This window comes from Mycobacterium sp. NGS40 (assembly GCF_059812735.1).
In genome coordinates, this window is record NZ_JCALDG010000012.1 from 45,869 (window position 1) to 64,239 (window position 18,371).

The window sequence follows — 18,371 nt, forward strand, 5'->3', positions numbered from 1 at the left end:
GATGCCATGTCCCCGAGGGCAGTTCGTGTACGCCGTCGAGATGCGACTGGAGTCAGCGCTCTTGAAACAAACATCTGTTCCGGATAGGCTCCAAGAATCCGGCAGAGGGGACGTCATGACCAACGAGTCCGGGGCCGCTTGCCGCAACGGCGCGGCTCCCGACATACGGCCCTATTACCGGGCGGTCGGCGGCGAAGAGGCGATTTTCAAGGCCGCCTACCGCCAGGGTCTGGCGCTGGTGTTGAAGGGGCCGACGGGTTGCGGCAAGACCCGCTTTGTCGAGGCGATGGCTCATGACCTGGGCCGGCCGCTGATCACCGTGTCCTGCCACGACGACCTCACCACGGCGGACCTGGTCGGACGGTATCTGCTGCGGGGTGACGAAACGGTGTGGGCGGACGGCCCGCTGACCCGTGCGGTGCGCGAGGGCGCGATCTGCTATCTGGACGAAGTCGTGGAAGCGCGGCAGGACACCACCGTGGTGCTGCATCCGCTCGCCGACCACCGGCGGCAGCTGCCGATCGAGCGCCTCGGCATCACACTGGACGCGGCACCCGGCTTCGGCTTGGTGGTGTCCTACAACCCCGGCTATCAAAGCGTGCTCAAGGACCTCAAGGATTCGACCCGTCAACGCATGGTGGCCATCGAATTCGGTTTCCCGGCAGCCGATGTCGAAGAAGGCATCGTCGCGCATGAGGCGGGTGTGGACGCCGCCACCGCGGCCGAGCTGGTGCGTTTCGGCCAGGCCATCCGCCGGCTGGAAACCGGTGGCCTGCGCGAGGTCGCATCGACGCGCCTGCTGATCGCGGCGGGCCAACTGATCGCCGAGGGGCTGAGCATGCAAGAGGCGGCGCGGGCCGCGATCACCGCACCGCTCACCGACGACGTCGCCGTGGGTCGCGCGCTGGGGGAGATGGTCGAGGTCTACCTGGGTGGCGGCGGGTAGATGGTTGACGTTGCAGACCGCCCCCGTTACGGTCTGAACAAATATTAGGTCTGCCATGGATGGTTGCGAGTGAGCGGGTCAGCCGGGAGGTCAGATGTCCTACGAAAGCAGTGCTGAGCCGATCAAGGTCGGCTATTTGATGGACTTCAAGCTGCCGCCGGGCTTCCCCGAGGAGCTGTTCGCCTCCTTCACCCAGACCTTCGACTTGATCTTCGAAGAGGCGGTCGAGCAGGGCCTGATGGACCGTCCGGTGCAGATGATCTATCGCGAAGTGGAGGGTCTGCCCAAGGGTTCGGTCAAGGCGGTCATCGATGCCTACGGCGAACTGGTCGACGAGGGCTGCCTGGTCGTCTTCGGCCCCAACATCACCGACAACTGCGTGCCGGTGCGTGAAGCGATCGAGGACCGGTTCAAGGTGCCGGCCATCAGCGTCACCGGCACCGACGACTGGCTGGGCGAGTGGACATTCGCCTTCCCGCAGGGGTCGATGACCGACGAGCCGATCTTCTTGGCCGACCTGATCGCCAAGCGTGGGCTCGCCGAGATCGGGGTGCTGGTCGAGCAGAGCCTGATTGGCGAGAGCTACCTGAAGAACCTGCGAAGTGCCTGCCGGCGCAAGGGGATTCGCATCGTGGCCGAGGTTTCGATCGCCCAGACGGCGCAGGACATCAACGCCGCCGTTGCGGCGCTGCACGAGGCCAAAGCCGAGGCGATCGTGCACCTGGGATTCGGCTTCGGCGTCGTCTTCATCAACCCGGCGCTCGAAGCGCTCGGTTGGGATCCGCCGCGCTTCACCACCACCGCGTGGCAGAACGCCTGGGTCAACCCCATCATGTGGAACGCGTTCATGGGCTGGACCGGTGTCGACCAGTACGACGAGGCGAACCGGATCGGCCAGGAATTCCTCGACACCTACGCCAAGAAGTACAACGGCAGTCGTCCCGAGTTCTGCGTGACGGTGGTCAACCGTGACGTCGCCGCGACCCTCGTGCGCGCGTTCACCGACGCCCATCCGCTCAGTCCCCGTGGCGTCAAGGAGGCCCTCGAGCGGGTCAAGATGATGCCCGCCGCGTCGGGCGCGCCCGGGACTCGAGTGTCGTTCGGCAAATGGACCCGCCGGGCCTGGATGGGTGCCGGGTACCTGGTGGCTCGGACTCTCGACGCCGACGGGATCAACTCGCATCTGGTGGATCGCTTCGGGGAGGAAAACTGATGTCCACCGAGCAATCCGCACCGCTGAAGACGGACGGCACGCCCACCCCGCCGGGAGCGGAAAGGCGCGGCTGGGGCGGCTGGATCGCCGGTGCCGCGCTGGCGGCCTTCGCGCTCTTCTTCATCGCGAATTGCCGTGTGGCCCTTGACCCGCGGGTTGCCAACCCGGAGGTGCAGGGCCGGCCGCGGCCGGTGAAGTTCCTCTTCGGATTGGACTACATCACCTTCCTGCACATCTCCACGATCATCATGCTGTTGGTGCTGCTGGTGGTATTCGTCCGGGGCTGGCGCCGCAATCCGGGCAGTCCGGTCATGCTGATGTTCCTGTGCACCACGCTGATCGTGTGGCAGGACCCGATCATGAACTGGTCGCCATTTGCGGTCTACAACCCCGACCTCATCCACTGGCCGGAGTCCTGGCCGCTGGTGTCGCTGTCGCCGACGGTCGAGCCGTTCGTCGTATTCGGCTATGTCACTTTCTATTTCGGGCCGTACTTTCCGGCGGTCTGGATCCTGCGTAAGCTGCAGGCCAAGTACGGGCCGACGTCGTTCGTGTCGCGACACCCGTTGTGGAGCCTGGGCCTGCTGACGTGCGTGATCGGTTTCATCTTCGACGCGTGGCTGGAGATCCAGCTCGTGCACGCCGGCATGTACATCTATTCGCAGGTGATTCCGTGGGGATCGGTGTTCACCGGCACCACCTTCCAATTCCCGCTGATCTGGGAGTCGTTCTCGGTGACCTTCGTGATGGTGCCCGCGGCGATTCTCTGTTATCGCGATGACACCGGCAAATCGGTGGCAGAGAAGCTGGCCGCCAAGGCGAGAATCTTCCCGCGCCGGCCGGTGCTGGGCACCTTCTTGGTGATGTTCGCGATCATCAACGTCTCGTACTTCGCCTACGGCGCCTGGTTCTGGGCCATCAAGGCCAGCCACGCGGCGACCTCGGTTGCCTGTCCATGGCCGTACCCGGAAGCGAAAGTGTATGACCCGCAGGGCTATTACGAGAAGGCCGGGGCCCAGGGCCCCTTCTCGGTCGGCATCTGGTCGACCTGGGCCAGCGGCGAGCCGAATGGCCGCCCGCATGTCGAAGCGCCGCCGCCGGGCCAAGGCCCTTGCGCGACCGGGAGCAAGAATGGCTGAGCCGCGCTCGGCCGTCATCACCGGCGCCTCCCGCGGACTCGGATTCGCCTCAGCCGTGCGCCTGTATCGCGAGGGGTGGCGCGTGGTCGCGGCGATGCGCACCCCCGAGAAGGGGATGCCACTGCTTCGGAAGGCTATTCAGGACCAAGGGTTGCCGCGGCCTGACGACGACCGGCTGATCGGGGTGCAACTCGACCTCACCGACTTCGCGTCGATTCCCTTGGCCGCCAAAGCAATCGACGAGGCCGTCGGCGCCCCTTACGCGCTGGTTCACAACGCCGGGATCTCCGCCGCCGGGATGGTGGAGGAGGCCGATATGGCGCTGTGGCAGCGGATGTTCGCCACCAGCGTCCTGGGACCGGTGGAACTCACCAAAGCATTGTTGCCGTCCATGCGCGCGGCCGGTCAGGGGCGCATCGTGCTGGTCTCCAGCGCGGCCGGGGTGCGCGGTCAGCCCGGCACCGCGCCGTACTCGGCGGCCAAGGGCGCGCTGGAGCGGTGGGCCGAATCGATGGCGTGCGAGATCGCGCCCTTCGGCCTGGGTGTCACCACCCTGGTGTCGGGCACCTACGACACCGAAATCATCACCGACGCCGGCACTATCGACGACCGCAATTTCGATGGGCCGTACGCGCGGCTGCACAACACGATGAACAGCCGGGGGAGGTTCGCGGTGAGCTTCGCCCGAGCCCCGGAGCGATTCACCGACGGGCTGGTCAAGGCACTGGCCGACGAGGCGCCGTACCGCCGCCGCGGTGTCGGTCCAGACGCGTCAATGCTGTTGGCCGCCAATCGAATTCTTCCGGCAGCGGGCATGCACCACCTGTCGCGCACGGTGCTCGGCATCCCCAAACAGGGGTCGATGCGGGGCGGGGCATGGCCGTTGACGACGGGTCAAAAGGCGATGGTGCTCGTCGCACGTGTGCTTCCACCGCCGGTGTTACAGCGCTTGGCATCACTAGCGGCCAAGCGCCGCAAGGCAAATGAGGGGTAAAGATGGAACAGCTTTTCGACGACTTGGCCGACTTCGGCGCCTTCGACGACGCGATCTCCGGTGATGTGCGTGACCCCTACACCGAACTGGCGCGGCTGCGTCGTGAGGAACCGGTGCAGCGACTCGAGACCTCGGGAGCGCTGCCGCACGAGGAGTCGCTGCCGATGTTCATCGTGTATCGCCACGAGGACATCCAGCAGATGCTGCGAGACAACGAGACGTTCTCGTCGTCGGCCGTGATCGCCGCGTTCGGCCCCGTGCTCGGTGACGGCGTGATGCTCGGCATGGACGAACCCATCCACGGCCGGCTGCGCTCGCTGGTGTCAAAAGCGTTCTCGCAGAAGTCATTGGCGCGTTGGCAAGACGAGCTGGTCGGCCGGGTGGCGAACGGCCTGATCGACAAGTTCGCCCCCACCGGCAAGGCGGATCTGGTCAAGGAGTTCACCTTCGACTATCCGAGCCAGATCATCGCGGGCCTGTTGGGCTTGCCCGAAGAGGACTACCCACAGTTCCAGCGGTGGTCGATTTCGCTATTGAGTTGGTTGATGAACCCCGAGCGCGGGCTGGCGGCCTCGGCCGCGCTGTGCGAATACTTCGCGCCGATACTGCGGGCCCGGCGGACCGAGCCGAAGGACGACCTGATCAGTGCGCTCGCCGCGGCCGAGATCGACGGGGAAAAGCTCGCGGACGAAGAGATCTTCTCCTTCCTGCGGCTGCTGTTGCCCGCCGGCGTCGAGACGACCTACCGGTCGTTGGGCAGCCTGCTGTTGGCGCTGCTGTCGGATCCCGCGCAGTTGGCTGCGATCCGCGCCGACCGCTCACTGCTGCCGCAGGCCATCGAGGAGGGTGTGCGGTGGGAGTCGCCCCTGCTGACCATCACCAGGGTCGCGACGCGCGACACCGAACTCGGCGGGGTGGCGATCCCGGCCGGGGCGACGGTGATGCCGATGCTGGGTTCGGCGAACCGGCAAGAGGACCGCTACGACGATCCGAACACGTTCAACATTCACCGGCCTGCCAAGGCGAATCTGGGCTGGGGGCACGGCGTGCATGTCTGCCTCGGCATGCACCTGGCGCGCCTGGAGATGCGGACCGCGATCAACCTTTTGTTGGACCGGCTGCCGAATCTGCGGCTGGACCCCGACGGGGACGACCCGCACATCCGCGGACAGGTGTTCCGGTCGCCGACCTCGGTACCGGTGTTGTTCGACGCGCAGAAATAGCGCGGTCACGATGCCGAGCGAGCGTGCGGTAATCGCACGTCAGGGCCCTGCCCGCAGGCAGCATGTTGCCAATCGGCTAGTTTCCAGTAAGGCTCTCCGCAGGGACGAGTCACAAGATCACGAGTCTGAAGAGAGCTGAACAAAAATGGCTGACACTGTAAAGGTCCGGTTCGAGCCGAAGATGATGATCGACGGCAAGCTGGTCGAAGGCCAGGCCGGCACCTTCACCAACATCAACCCGGCGACCGAGGAGTCACTCGGCGAGGTTTCCGACGCCTCGAAGGAAGATATGCATCGGGCGATCGACGCCGCCCGGCGGGCGTTCGACGAGACCGATTGGTCGACCAACAAGGAGCTGCGCAAGCGCTGCCTGCTGCAGCTGCACGAGGCCATCGAGTCCGAGATCGACGAGCTGCGCGAGGAGCTGATCCTCGAGGTCGGCGCGCCCCGCGCCATCACCTACGGGCCGCAGCTGGACGCCCCGCTGGCAGACGGGCTGAAGTACCCCGCCCGGCTGATCGACTCGTACGCCTGGGAGACCGACCTCGGGGACCGGGTGATCAGCCTGACCGGTGCGAACACCACGATCAAGGTGTGGCGCGAGCCGGTCGGTGTGGTCGGCGCAATCGTGCCGTGGAACTTCCCGTTCGAGGTCACAATCAACAAGCTCGGCCAGGCGCTGGGCAGCGGCAACACCGTGGTGCTCAAGCCGGCGCCGAACACCCCGTTCAACGCGAACCGGCTCGGTCGGCTGATCGCCGAAAACACCGACATCCCGGCCGGCGTCGTCAACGTCGTCACCGCGTCGGATCACTTTGTCGGCGAGGAACTCACGCTGTCGCCCAAGGTCGACCTGATCTCGTTCACCGGCTCGACGGTGGTCGGCAAGCGGATCATGGAAAAGGGTGCGGCCACGATGAAGCGGCTGTTCCTGGAGCTCGGCGGCAAGTCGGCGACCATCGTGCTGGAAGACGCGGACTTCGGCACGGCCTGCATGGTCGGCATCGCACCGTGTATGCACGCCGGTCAGGGTTGCGCCAACCCGACCCGGATGCTGCTGCCGCGGTCCCGCTATGACGAGGGTGTCGAGATCCTGAAGAACATCTACGAGAACGTCACGTGCGGCGACCCGCAGGACCCCGCGACGTTGTGCGGCCCGGTGATCTCGCAGCGGCAGTACGAGCGGGTGAACAGCTACATCCAGCAGGGCGTCGACGAGGGTGCTACGGCTTTGGTCGGTGGCCCCGGCGCGGAGACCGGCTTTGACAAGGGATACTTCGTCCGCCCAACGCTTTTCACCAACGTCGACAACAAGATGACGATCGCGCAGGAGGAGATTTTCGGGCCGGTGCTCTCGGTCATCCCGTTCGACGACGAGGAGGACGCGATCCGGATCGCCAACGACAGCGTGTATGGCTTGGCCGGCAACGTCTTTTCGGGTTCCCTGGAGCGCGCGCTGTCGGTGACCCGCCGGATCAAAGCCGGCTTCATGGGCGTCAACGGCGGTGCCGGCTACGCGGCCGACTCGCCGTTCGGTGGGTACAAGGAGAGCGGCATCGGCCGGCAGAACGGCATCGCCGGCTTCGACCAGTACACCGAGATCAAGTCGGTGGCGTACCCCGCCGTCTGATTCGCCCGCGGGTAGCGGCCGCCCGGCTCAGGCCATGGCAGAGTTGACCTAACATTTGTTCGGTCTGAAGTCGGTGGCCGGGCCGGGCGTCATGTCTGCGCTGAGGGCGTCGCGCGTGCGCTGAGGGCGTCGCGTGTGCGCACAGGCCGGACCCCTTCGGCGTGTCTTCACCACGCACGCACACTCAACGCCGCGGTGCATCAGCGAATGGGCGCGCCCAGCCCACCCCGCTACCGGGCCGCCCAACCCCTTGGTTGACAATCGAGGCAAGACCGGAGTCAAAGGAGACCTAACCATGCCTGAAGCTGTCATCGTCGAGGCCGTGCGTTCACCCATTGGCAAGCGCAACGGAGGACTTTCCGGGGTGCACCCCGCCGAGCTGTCCGCCCAGGTGCTCAACGGGCTAGCCACCAGGGCCGGCATCGACCCCGAAATCGTCGACGACGTGATCTGGGGCTGCGTGATGCAGGCCGGCGAGCAGGCCCTCGACATCGGCCGTACCGCACTGCTGACCGCCGGGTGGCCGGAGACCGTCCCGGGCGTGACGGTCGACCGCCAGTGCGGATCGAGCCAGCAGTCCATCCACTTCGCCGCGGCCGGTGTGGTCGCCGGGCACTACGACGTCGTCGTCGCCGGTGGTGTGGAGTCGATGTCGCGCACGCCAATGGGCGCCTCGCTGGCCAATGGCGGACGGCCCTACCCCGAGAACTTCATCTCCCGCTACGACGGTCAGATCCCCAACCAGGGCCTGGGCGCGGAAATGATCGCCGAGCAGTGGGGATTCGACCGCACCGCGCTCGACCAGTTCTCCCTTGACTCCCACGAAAAGGCCGCTGCAGCACAGGATTCCGGTGCATTCGACGATCAGATCGTGGGCATCAAGGACGCCGACGGCAACGTCGTGCTTAAGGACGAAGGCATCCGGCGCGGCACTCCGATGGAGAAGATGGCCTCGCTGAAGCCGGCCTTCAAGGAGGACGGCGTGATCCATGCCGGGAACTCCTCGCAGATCTCCGATGGCGCGGCCGCGCTGTTGTTCATGTCGGCGGAGAAGGCCAAGGACCTGGGCCTGACCCCAATTGCCAAGGTGCACACCGCCACTCTGGCTGGAGCTGACCCGGTCATCATGCTGACCGCGCCGATCCCGGCCACCCAGAAAGTGCTGAAGCGGTCCGGGCTCTCGATCGACGACATCGGCGCCTACGAAGTCAACGAGGCGTTCGCGCCCGTTCCGCTCGCGTGGCTGAAGGACATCGGTGCCGACGAGAAGAAGCTCAACCCCAACGGCGGCGCGATCGCGCTCGGCCACCCGCTCGGCGGCTCCGGCGCGCGGATCATGACCACGCTGCTCTACCACATGCGGGACAAGGGAATTCGCTACGGCCTGCAGACGATGTGTGAGGGTGGCGGCCAGGCCAACGCCACCATCGTGGAGCTGCTGTGACGGACGCGCAGGGCGCGGCGCCGGCAGTTTTGGTTGAGCGCCTCGGCGCCGTGATGGTCATTACCATCAACCGGCCCGAGGCGCGCAACGCGATCAACGCCGCGGTCAGCATCGGAGTCGGGGATGCGCTGGAGGAAGCCCAGCACGACCCCGAGGTGCGGGCGGTGGTGCTCACCGGCGCCGGAAACAAATCCTTTTGCGCCGGAGCCGATCTCAAAGCGATCGCACGCCGGGAGAACCTCTATCACCCCGACCATGCCGACTGGGGCTTCGCCGGTTACGTGCAACACTTCATCGACAAGCCCACGATCGCGGCCGTCAACGGCACCGCGCTGGGCGGCGGCACCGAGCTGGCACTGGCCAGCGACCTGGTCGTCGCCCACGAGGTGGCGAAATTCGGTCTGCCCGAAGTCAAACGGGGACTGATCGCCGCAGCCGGTGGCGTCTTCCGCATCGCCGACCAGCTGCCCCGCAAGGTCGCGATGGAGCTGCTGCTGACGGGTGAGCCGATGACGGCGTCCGACGCCTGGGAATGGGGCCTGGTCAACCAGGTCGTCAAGGACGGCTCGGTGCTCGACGCGGCACTGGCGATGGCGGCGCGCATCACCGTGAACGCGCCGCTGTCGGTGCAAGCCAGCAAGCGCATCGCAGCCGGCGTCGACGAGGGCGTCATCACCGGCGACCAGGTCGGCTGGGAGCGCACTGTGAACGAGATGCGCACCCTGATCCGGTCCGAGGACGCCAAGGAGGGCCCGCTGGCGTTCGCCGAGAAGCGCGAGCCGGTCTGGAAGGCCCGCTAGCGTTAGCTCGCGAGAATGTTTACGCCGAAGCCGAACAACCCGGGTAGGCGTTCACAGGCCGGCACGATGGCACGCCGCGTCGCGCGCGGCGTGCTGGCCAGCACCACTCCCCGGGTCAGGTAGCGGTAGTTGCGGGTAACCCGGTGCCACGCCGCCTCGTACGCGGCCGGTGTCTCGTTGGCGATGGCGTTGACCGCGACCGCCGCCTGTTTGACGGCCAGGCTGACGCCCTCGCCGGTCAGCGCATCCTCGTAGCCGGCCGCATCGCCGACCAGCAGTACGCGGCCGGCGACGCGGCGCGAGACCACCTGGCGCAACGGGCCGCAGCCGCGCGCCTGCCCGCGGCCGGCTCCCTCGAGGTGCCGGGCCAGCCGTGGGAACCAGGCCAGGTCGGGCCGTCCCTGCGACAGGATCGCCACGCCGACCAGGTCTGGTTCCACGGGCGTCACGTACGCCTCACCCAGCCGCGACCAGTACACCTCGACGAACTCCGACCAGGCCGGCACCGTGAAATGCCAACGCACACCGTAACGTCGCGGCTTACCGGCCGCGGCCTTGATGCCGACACAGCGCCGCACCGTCGAGTGCAGTCCGTCGGCACCGACCAAGAACTTCGCCCGGATGCCGGCGGCGCTGACACCATGGGCGTCCTGCTCGACGCTGGTCACCTTTGTCCGGATCCATTCGGTGTCTTGCTCTTTGGCCCGTGCCTGCAGTGTGGCGTGCAGCGTGGTGCGTCGCACGCCGCGGCCGGGCCCGTTGCGAAACAGCGCCTCGGCGCGCCGTTGCTCGCTGACATAGGCGATCCCGTGAAACGGCATGCCGGCCGGGTCGACACCCAGCGACATCAGCTCGGCGAGGCCGCCGGGCATCAACCCCTCGCCGCATGCCTTGTCGATCGGGTCCTCGCGCGGTTCGGCCACGATGACCGAAAGCCCGTGCCGGCGCGCCTGCAACGCCGTCGCGAGGCCGCCGGGCCCGCCTCCGACGATCAGCAGGTCGGTGTCATAGGAGCTCATGTGTAACCCAACGCGGAGTTCTCCACCCTGATCCGCACACTGAGCAGAATCGCGTTGGCGACGGTGAACGTGGCCGCGGTCAGCCACGCGGTGTGCACCAGCGGCAACGCGAACCCTTCGGCCACCACTGCAACATAGTTCGGGTGGTGCAGCCACCGGTAGGGCCCCCGCCGCACCAGGGGCGCCTCCGGCAACACAATCACTCTGGTGTTCCACCTCCGGCCCAGCGTGGTGATACACCACCAGCGCAGCACCTGACTGGCCGCGGCGATGGCCAGCATCGGCCAGCCCAGCCATCCGATGAACGGCCGGTGCAGTGCCCACGGTTCGACGACGCAGCCGACCAGTAGAGCCGTGTGAATGACGACCATGACGATGTAGTGCGGTTTGCCAAACTCCTTGGCGCCCTGGGCAAAAGACCATTGCGCATTCCGGTTGGACAGCACCAGCTCGACAATGCGTTCGAGCCCGACCGCGAGGATCAGCAGATAGTACATGCCACCACTATCCCGTGTCCGCCGCTACCAGGCCAACAGCACGAGCTCGGAGCAGAACGCCGGACCCATCGCGATCATGAGGCCGAGCGAGCCGGCCGGTGGCGGATCGGCCACGTTCGCCCTGAGCACATCCAGCACCGAGACCGAAGACAGATTCCCGTTCTCGCGCAACGACTTTCGGGTGTGATCAAGGGCATCTCCCGGCAGATCCAGCACTTCCTCCACCGCCTCGATCACCCGCGGGCCACCGGGGTGGCAGACCCAACGCGACACATCCTGCGGTTGCAGTCCGTGGTCGGCGAGGAAGCGGCGGACGTCGTCGCCCAGGTATTTCTCGGTGACGTTCGCGACGTCGGCCGACAGTACGATCCGGAAGCCGTCGCTGCCGATGTTCCAGCCCATGACATCTTCGGTGTCGGGGTAGAGCCGGCTTCGGGTGGCCAGCACCCGAGGACCCCTTGGCCGGCCCGCGTAGTTGGCGCCCTTCGCGATGACGGCGCCGGCGCCGTCGCCGAACAGGCTGGTGGCGACGAGATTTGCGACCGAATGGTCTTCGCGCTGAATGGTCAGCGAGCACAGTTCGACGGCGAGCAGCGCGGCGACGTGATCGGGGAAGGCCCGCAGGTAATCGTGCATGCGGGCGGTCCCGGCCGCACCCGCCACGCAGCCCAGCCCGAACAGCGGAATGCGTTTGACGTCCTGGCGTAGGCCCACCCGTGCGGCAAGTCGTGCCTCGACCGTCGGTACGGCCAGTCCGGTCACCGTCGTGGAAAAGACGACGTCCACCTCCGAGGGTTCGACGCCCGCCTCGTCCAGCGCCGCGCGCAGCGCCTGCTCGGCCAGGTCGAGAGCGACGTCGAGGTAGGCGGCGTTGGCCTCGGTGAAACCGGTCAGCTCGCGGTAGCGCGACAGCGGCAAGGCGGTGTTGCGGTGCTCAACCCCACTGCTGAGCGCGAACCGCTGGAAGTCCGGGCCGGCGAAGTCGGTCAGCGCGCCGACGGCTTCGTCCTGGGTGTACCGGTTTTCTGGGAACTTCACCGCGACCGCTGCGATGGATGGATCCGTGTAGTTGGTCGACATTTCCAGTCCGATGTGTGCCGAACTGGCCCCCGTAGTTTTGTCCATACCTTGCGTTACGGTGCCGTAGATCGCATTGTTCAGTTGTCATAGTTGTGATGATGACCACTGGTCACGTCCGGCATCCGCCTGGACCCTGGCCTGCATGCGCCGCCGCGGCTGGGTCGACCGGGTTTAGACGTGGCCCGTCCGGGATAGGGTCAGTAGATGCGGATTCTGGTCACTGGTGCCAGTGGTTATGTGGGATCGCGTCTGGTCACGGCGTTGCTCGCGAACAACCACCAGGTGGTAGCCGCCACTCGAAACCCCGAGCGGCTCAAGCGGTTCGGCTGGTTTGATCGCGTTGCGCCGGTCCGGTTGGATGCCTCGGATCCGGTGTCGGCGCAGGCGGCGATGGACGCCGCGGGCCCGGTTGACGTGCTCTACTACCTGGTGCACGCGATCGGCCAGCCCCACTTCCGCGACGCCGACCGGGCAGCGGCTTCCAACATCGCGGCCGCCGCCCGCGACGCCGGGGTGCGGCGCATCGTGTACCTGGGTGGCTTCGTGCCCGCTGCCGATGAGCTGTCCGATCATCTGGCCAGCCGGGCCGAGGTGGCCGAGGCCCTGGCCGTGCCCGACGGCCCGGAACTGGTGTGGTTGGGCGCGGCGGTGATCATCGGCGCCGGCTCGACGTCGTTCGAGATGATGCGTTATGTCGGCGACCGGTTCCCGCTGCTGCCGGTGCCGAACTGGTTGGACAACCCGATCGACCCGATCTCCATTCGCGACGTGCTGCACTATCTGCTCGCCGCGGCGAACCCCGAGCGGGTGCCCGCGGGCGCCTACGACATCGCCGGTCCGGACACCACGTCCTACCGGGGCCTGCTGAAGACCTATGCGCGTATCTCGGGCCGGTGGCACACCGCACTACCGGTCGGCCGGATCGACACCTCGCTGGCGTCGCTGGTCACCGGGCTTGCGTTGCCGGTCCCACCAGGATTGGCCGGCGACCTGGTGGAATCGCTGGATCACCCGATGGTCGCCTCCGCCAGCGACCTGCGCGGCCGGGTACCCGACCCGCCCGGCGGCCTGCTGAGCGTCGAGGACGCCATCCGTCGGGCATTGACCACCAACGGGCGGCCCCGCCCGGTCAACGCGCTGACCGATCCGCATCACCTCGCCGACACCGATCCCGGGTGGGCCGGCGGGGACGCGCTGCGCATCCGGCGCCTCGCACGGGCGATCACCCCGCCGATAGCGCGGCCCACGCTGAAACTGGTCAACAGGGTGCCGGGTCCGGTCGCGGGAGCGCTGCGCACCAGCCTCGACATCATGCTCACCCTTACGCCCAAGGTACGTCCGGCATGAGCCAAGCCACCAGCCCGTACCACACCAGTGTGTTCTCGGAGCTGCGTCGGGCTGTCACCAATGTCGCTGTGTCACATCACGAAGCGCCGTCGATGGTGCGGCGCCGCCGGGCCGTGGTGGCGCTCACGCTGGTGGTCGGTGCTGTGGTGCTCGGCTTTTCGCTGCGGCGCGCGCCCGGCGACTCGAACTTCTACTGGCTGACGCTGGTATTGGCGGCAGTGTGGATCGGTGGCGCGTTCCTCTCCGGGCCGCTGCATCTCGGCGGCATCAACTGGCGTGGCCGTAATCAGCGCCCGGTGATCACCGGCACGCTGATCGGACTGCTACTCGGCGGCATCTTCGTGGTCGGCGGATTGATCGTCCGGGAGATTGCGCCCGTCGCGGAACTGATCGCGCGAGTGCTGCAATATGCCCACCACGGGTCGTATTGGTTGGTGGTGGTGATCACCCTGGTCAACGGCGTCGCCGAGGAGATGTTCTTCCGCGGTGCGCTGTATACGGCGCTGGGTCGGCGTGCGCCAGTGGCGATTTCGACCCTGCTGTATCTCTGCGTGACTTTGGCGAGCGGTAACCCGATGCTCGGCTTTGCCGCGGTCATCCTCGGCACGGTGTGCGCGTTGGAGCGACGGGCCAGCGGCGGCATTCTGGCTCCGATGCTGACCCACTTCTTCTGGGGTCTCATCATGGTGCTGGTATTGCCGCCGATGTTCGGCGTCTAACTGCCAATCACGTTGCGCGCCAATGCGCGTGCCGCGGCGATGTGCAGCGGCCGCGCCACCTGCCAGTAAATCCGTCCTGGGATGCCGCGAGGCACGAAGGTCGTTTGTTGGGTGTAGACGGTGCCGCCGCCGGCCTGCGGGGCGACCGTGATCGTCATCCACCCCGATCCGGGCATGCGCTGACGAGAGCGCAGCCGCAGCGACGTCGCGGGCTCACGCTCGGCCACCCTCCACTGGCCGGAGTTTTTCGCCGCCCTTTCCGCGGCATCCCAAACCTGTTGTGGCGCAGCATCTGTCGTTGCCGTACGGACGTCGGTGTAGATGATGTCGCCAGCCCAGCCCGGGTCGCTGGGCAGCAGGTCGGCGGGCTCGGATTCCGCCGAGGCCCAGGTGGCTTCGGGCAGCCCGCGCGCCGGGCGGTCCAGCGCCAACGAGACGGCGCGCCGGTAGGAGATGAGGCCGCCGGGCGGTGGCTCGATGATCTTATCGATGTCCGAATTGCGCATCACCGCATCGCATTCCAGCGATTCGATCAGCGGGCGCGCCAGGCCGGGGGGAATCGGCGTCACGGTTCCCACCCACAGGCTGGCGATCGTCGGCGTCAAGAACGGCAGCACGATCAGGTAGCGGCGGTGCAGGCCGGCGACTTCGGCATAACCCCGCATCATGTCGCCGTACTCCAGCACGTCCGGCCCGCCGATATCCCAGGTGCGCGAGGACGGCACCGGCGCCGTCGCTGCCGCAACGAGGTAATGGAGCACGTCACGCACCGCGATGGGCTGAATCCTGTTGTGCACCCACTTCGGCGTCGTCATCACGGGCAACCGATCGGTGAGGTGCCGGATCATCTCGAAGGACGCTGACCCCGAACCGACGACCACACCGGCCTGCAGTACCAGTGTTTCGATTCCCGAGTCGATCAGCGCATCGCCGACCGCCTTGCGCGACTCGAGATGGGGGGACAGGCGGCGGCCTTCGGGATGCAGCCCGGACAGGTAGACGAATCGCCGAACCCCGGCCCGCCGCGCCGCCGTTACGACGTTGCGGACCGAGCGGCTCTCCTCGTCGGAGAAATTCTTCGCTGTCCCCATCGAGTGCACCAGGTAGTACACGACGTCCATGCCCTCGAACGCGTCGATCAGCGAATCGACGTCACCGAGGTCACCGCGGGCCACCTCGACGCGCGCCCGCCACGGCACGTCCGCCAACTTGTCCGGGTTGCGGGCCAGCGCGCGCACGCTGTGGCCCTCGTCGAGCAGACGCGGCACCAATCGGGCACCGATGTAGCCGGTCGCCCCGGTCACCAGACAGCGCATTGTTCCCCTTCCGGCATGTCAGTTTATTCGGAACTGACGCTAAGCAGGATTGCCGTTCGAGGGGCCGCCAACCGTGCTAGCGGTCGGTGAAGTTCGGCGCGCGGCGCTCCTGGAACGCCGTGGCACCCTCGCGCAAGTCGGCCGACCGCAACAAGATCGCCTGCCCGCGGTACTCACGCTCGAGCGCGCCGTCCAGCTCGGTCAGGGTGGCCGCGTTGATCGAATCCTTGGTCTTGGCAAACGCCACCACCGGGCCGCCCAGCAACGTCGCGATCACCTTGTCGACTTCGGCGTCGAAGTCCTCGGCCGGATAGACCGCGCTGACCAGGCCCGCGGCGAACGCCTCGGCGGCCGGCAACCGCTCGGCCAGCAGCGCCATGCGCATTGCGCGAATCCGGCCGATCGCGGCGGCCACCAACGCCGACGCCCCGCCGTCGGGCATCAGCCCGATCTTGGTGAACGCGAGCATGAAAAATGCTTTGTCAGAAGCTAATACGATGTCGCACGCCAGCGCGATGGAGACGCCGACGCCCGCGGCGGGCCCCTGCACGACGGCGACCACCGGGTGCGGTAACGCGGTGATGGACCGGATCAGCCGGTTGACTTCGACGACGATCTCGTCCGGCGGAACGCCGCCGCTGCCCGACATGTCGTCGGCGCTGATGCCGGCTCCGGAGCAGAAGCCGCGGCCCGCACCGCCCAGCCGAACCACCTTGACCCCAGGGTCGGTCGCCGCGCGTTCCATGGTGTCGGCGAGTCCGGAGATCACCGGAGCCGTCAGTGAGTTGAGGCTGTCGGGCCGGTCGATGGTCACCGACAGCACGCCGTCGGACAACGTGATGGCCAGGCCGTCGACGGACGACGGCTTGTCGAGCACGGATTCAGACATGGGCTCACGATAACGACCGGGTAAGCGACCGGGGTGCGCGGCCGTCGAGCGCGGCTGCGAAGATGCCAACGACCGGGTTGACACGCGTCAGAGCAGACGAAAGGTCGGTGGACCATGGCGGGACCGTTGGGTGGGCCCCTCAAAGGACTCCGGGTAGTGGAGCTGGCCGGCATCGGGCCGGGCCCCCACGCCGCGATGATTCTGGGAGATCTGGGCGCCGACGTGGTGCGCATCGATCGCCCGTCGTCCGGCCCCGGCGGCGTCGCGAAGGACGCCATGATGCGCAACCGTCGGGTGGTGACCGCCGACCTCAAGTCCGACGAGGGGCGCGCGACCGTCCTGCGGCTGATCGCCAAAGCGGACGTGCTGATCGAGGGCTACCGCCCGGGCGTCACCGAGCGACTCGGCCTGGGACCCGACGACTGCGCCGAGGTCAACGAGCGGCTGGTCTACGCGCGGATGACCGGTTGGGGCCAGACCGGTCCGCGCAGCCAGCAAGCCGGTCACGACATCAACTACATCTCGCTGAACGGCATCCTGCACTCGATCGGCCGGGCGGGCGAGCGGCCGGTGCCGCCGCTGAACCTGGTCGGCGACTTCGGCGGCGGTTCGATGTTCCTGCTGCTCGGGATCCTGTCCGCGCTCTGGGAGCGGCAGACCTCCGGCAAGGGGCAGGTCGTCGACGCCGCGATGGTGGACGGCTCCAGCGTGCTGGTCCAGATGATGTGGCAGATGCGCGCCTCCGGGATGTGGACCGACGCGCGCGGCACCAACCTGCTCGACGGCGGCGCGCCCTACTACGACACCTACACCTGCGCCGACGGGCGCTACGTCGCGGTCGGCGCCATCGAGCCGCAGTTCTACGCCGCCATGCTGACCGGCCTGGGCCTCGACGGCGCCGACCTTCCCGGGCAGAACGACGTCGGGCGCTGGCCCGAACTACGGGCGATCCTGACCGAGAAGTTCGCCAGCCAGGACCGCGATCACTGGGCGAAGGTGTTCGCCGACTCCGACGCCTGCGTGACGCCGATCCTGGCGTTCGGCGAGGTACAGAACGAGCCGCACATCACCGAGCGCAACACCTTCTACGAAGTCAACGGCGGTCTGCAGCCGCTGCCGGCGCCGCGGTTCTCTCGCACCGCGCCGCCGACACCGCGCCCCGCGGCGCCGGTGACCGACGTCGAGGACGTCCTCAACGACTGGGTATAGTCCCCAACCAACAAGTTGGTCGGCAGGATCACGAAAGGACTCGCATGGAGATCAAGGACGCTGTCGCCGTCGTCACCGGGGGTGCCTCCGGTCTGGGCCTGGCCACCACCAAGCGGCTGCTGGATGCCGGCGCTCAGGTCGTCGTGATCGACCTCAAGGGTGAGGAAGTGGTGGCCGAACTCGGCGACCGCGCGAAGTTCTTCGCGACCGACGTCACTGACGAGGAGGGCGTGAGCAAAGCGCTCGACGTCGCCGAGTCGTTGGGCTCGCTGCGCATCAACGTCAACTGTGCGGGCATCGGCAACGCGATCAAGACGCTGGGCAAGGACGGGCCGTTCCCGCTGCAAGGGTTCAAGAAGGTCGTCGAGGTCAACCTGATCGGCACCTTCAACGTGCTGCGGCTGGCCGCCGAACGTATCGCCAAGACCGAGCCGGTTGGTCCCGAAACAAGCCCCGAGCGCGGCGTCATCATCAACACCGCCTCGGTCGCGGCGTTCGATGGCCAGATCGGACAGGCCGCCTACTCCGCGTCCAAGGGCGGCGTGGTCGGCATGACGCTGCCGATCGCCCGCGACCTGTCACGCGAGCTCATTCGCGTGATGACCATCGCGCCGGGGTTGTTCAAGACCCCGTTGCTGGGTTCGCTGCCCGAGGAGGCGCAGAAATCACTGGGCAAGCAGGTGCCGCACCCGGCGCGGCTGGGAGACCCGGACGAGTACGGCGCGCTGGCGGTGCACATCGTGGAGAACCCGATGCTCAACGGTGAGGTCATCCGCCTCGACGGCGCCATCCGGATGGCGCCGCGCTGAGGCTCGTTGGCGGCGCATACACAAAAACCCCCGCCACGGCGGGGGTTTTTGTTGGCAACAAGATCAATGCGATCGACGGAACCAACGAGAAACTGAG

General features: G+C 67.1%; 17 protein-coding genes. 12 read left to right on the top strand and 5 right to left on the bottom strand.

Annotated elements, in window-relative coordinates; all coding sequences use genetic code 11:
- The first annotated feature begins 115 nt into the window (after positions 1 to 115).
- The 8 genes from AC5Y5O_RS19000 (at position 116) to AC5Y5O_RS19035 (ending at position 9,389) form a co-directional block, all read left to right on the top strand.
- Positions 116 to 946, top strand: coding sequence for a CbbQ/NirQ/NorQ/GpvN family protein (locus tag AC5Y5O_RS19000; protein WP_096289737.1), 831 nt, complete (start codon positions 116 to 118; stop codon positions 944 to 946).
- Positions 947 to 1,040: 94 nt separating this feature from the next.
- Positions 1,041 to 2,159, top strand: a complete 1,119-nt coding sequence (locus AC5Y5O_RS19005; protein ID WP_500026700.1) for an ABC transporter substrate-binding protein — start codon at positions 1,041 to 1,043, stop codon at positions 2,157 to 2,159.
- Positions 2,159 to 3,298 (top strand): spirocyclase AveC family protein, encoded by a 1,140-nt coding sequence (locus AC5Y5O_RS19010; protein ID WP_500026703.1) that lies wholly within the window; start codon positions 2,159 to 2,161, stop codon positions 3,296 to 3,298. The genes AC5Y5O_RS19005 and AC5Y5O_RS19010 overlap by 1 nt, the downstream gene beginning before the upstream one ends.
- Positions 3,291 to 4,292, top strand: coding sequence for an SDR family oxidoreductase (locus AC5Y5O_RS19015; RefSeq protein ID WP_096289734.1), 1,002 nt, complete (start codon positions 3,291 to 3,293; stop codon positions 4,290 to 4,292). The genes AC5Y5O_RS19010 and AC5Y5O_RS19015 overlap by 8 nt, the downstream gene beginning before the upstream one ends.
- A 2-nt stretch (positions 4,293 to 4,294) precedes the next feature.
- Positions 4,295 to 5,515, top strand: a complete 1,221-nt coding sequence (locus AC5Y5O_RS19020; protein WP_096289733.1) for a cytochrome P450 — start codon at positions 4,295 to 4,297, stop codon at positions 5,513 to 5,515.
- A 145-nt stretch (positions 5,516 to 5,660) separates the two neighbouring features.
- Positions 5,661 to 7,145, top strand: a complete 1,485-nt coding sequence (locus tag AC5Y5O_RS19025) for an aldehyde dehydrogenase family protein (RefSeq protein WP_096289732.1) — start codon at positions 5,661 to 5,663, stop codon at positions 7,143 to 7,145.
- Positions 7,146 to 7,440: 295 nt separating this feature from the next.
- A complete protein-coding gene (locus tag AC5Y5O_RS19030) occupies positions 7,441 to 8,589 on the top strand; it encodes a thiolase family protein (RefSeq protein WP_096289731.1) in 1,149 nt (382 codons plus the stop codon).
- Positions 8,586 to 9,389 carry a crotonase/enoyl-CoA hydratase family protein gene (locus AC5Y5O_RS19035; protein WP_500026707.1) on the top strand — a complete coding sequence of 268 codons (804 nt, stop codon included), beginning with the start codon at positions 8,586 to 8,588 and terminating at the stop codon, positions 9,387 to 9,389. Before AC5Y5O_RS19030 ends, AC5Y5O_RS19035 begins: the two co-directional genes overlap by 4 nt.
- 2 nt (positions 9,390 to 9,391) lie before the next feature.
- On the opposite strand, the gene AC5Y5O_RS19040 is transcribed toward AC5Y5O_RS19035, so the two are convergent.
- Genes AC5Y5O_RS19040 through AC5Y5O_RS19050 form a run of 3 tightly spaced genes read right to left on the bottom strand, consistent with a single transcriptional unit; the run spans position 9,392 to position 11,985 of the window.
- On the bottom strand, positions 9,392 to 10,408 hold the full coding sequence (locus AC5Y5O_RS19040) for an NAD(P)/FAD-dependent oxidoreductase (RefSeq protein WP_096289729.1): 1,017 nt from the start codon (positions 10,406 to 10,408) through the stop codon (positions 9,392 to 9,394).
- Positions 10,405 to 10,905, bottom strand: coding sequence for an isoprenylcysteine carboxyl methyltransferase family protein (locus AC5Y5O_RS19045; protein ID WP_096289728.1), 501 nt, complete (start codon positions 10,903 to 10,905; stop codon positions 10,405 to 10,407). Before AC5Y5O_RS19045 ends, AC5Y5O_RS19040 begins: the two co-directional genes overlap by 4 nt.
- Before the next feature lie 24 nt (positions 10,906 to 10,929).
- Complete coding sequence (locus AC5Y5O_RS19050) at positions 10,930 to 11,985, bottom strand: type III polyketide synthase (RefSeq protein ID WP_500026915.1); 1,056 nt, start codon at positions 11,983 to 11,985, stop codon at positions 10,930 to 10,932.
- A 204-nt stretch (positions 11,986 to 12,189) separates the two neighbouring features.
- Between AC5Y5O_RS19050 and AC5Y5O_RS19055 the strand changes: the two genes are divergently transcribed.
- Positions 12,190 to 13,332 carry an NAD(P)H-binding protein gene (locus tag AC5Y5O_RS19055; protein ID WP_500026714.1) on the top strand — a complete coding sequence of 381 codons (1,143 nt, stop codon included), beginning with the start codon at positions 12,190 to 12,192 and terminating at the stop codon, positions 13,330 to 13,332.
- A complete protein-coding gene (locus AC5Y5O_RS19060) occupies positions 13,329 to 14,051 on the top strand; it encodes a CPBP family intramembrane glutamic endopeptidase (RefSeq protein WP_096289725.1) in 723 nt (240 codons plus the stop codon). The genes AC5Y5O_RS19055 and AC5Y5O_RS19060 overlap by 4 nt, the downstream gene beginning before the upstream one ends.
- Here AC5Y5O_RS19060 and AC5Y5O_RS19065 read toward each other — a convergent pair.
- The gene (locus AC5Y5O_RS19065) at positions 14,048 to 15,367 is read right to left on the bottom strand and encodes a DUF2867 domain-containing protein (RefSeq protein WP_500026718.1); all 1,320 of its coding nucleotides are present in this window, start codon (positions 15,365 to 15,367) and stop codon (positions 14,048 to 14,050) included. The genes AC5Y5O_RS19060 and AC5Y5O_RS19065 overlap by 4 nt on opposite strands.
- Positions 15,368 to 15,443: 76 nt before the next feature.
- A complete protein-coding gene (locus AC5Y5O_RS19070) occupies positions 15,444 to 16,256 on the bottom strand; it encodes an enoyl-CoA hydratase (protein ID WP_096289723.1) in 813 nt (270 codons plus the stop codon).
- A 126-nt stretch (positions 16,257 to 16,382) separates the two neighbouring features.
- Here AC5Y5O_RS19070 and AC5Y5O_RS19075 point away from each other — a divergent pair, with 126 nt between their 5' ends.
- Together AC5Y5O_RS19075 and AC5Y5O_RS19080 are read left to right on the top strand one after the other, a co-directional pair.
- The gene (locus tag AC5Y5O_RS19075) at positions 16,383 to 17,465 is read left to right on the top strand and encodes a CaiB/BaiF CoA transferase family protein (protein WP_500026917.1); all 1,083 of its coding nucleotides are present in this window, start codon (positions 16,383 to 16,385) and stop codon (positions 17,463 to 17,465) included.
- A 44-nt stretch (positions 17,466 to 17,509) separates the two neighbouring features.
- Positions 17,510 to 18,274 (top strand): 3-hydroxyacyl-CoA dehydrogenase, encoded by a 765-nt coding sequence (locus AC5Y5O_RS19080; RefSeq protein ID WP_096289722.1) that lies wholly within the window; start codon positions 17,510 to 17,512, stop codon positions 18,272 to 18,274.
- Positions 18,275 to 18,371 lie beyond the last annotated feature (97 nt).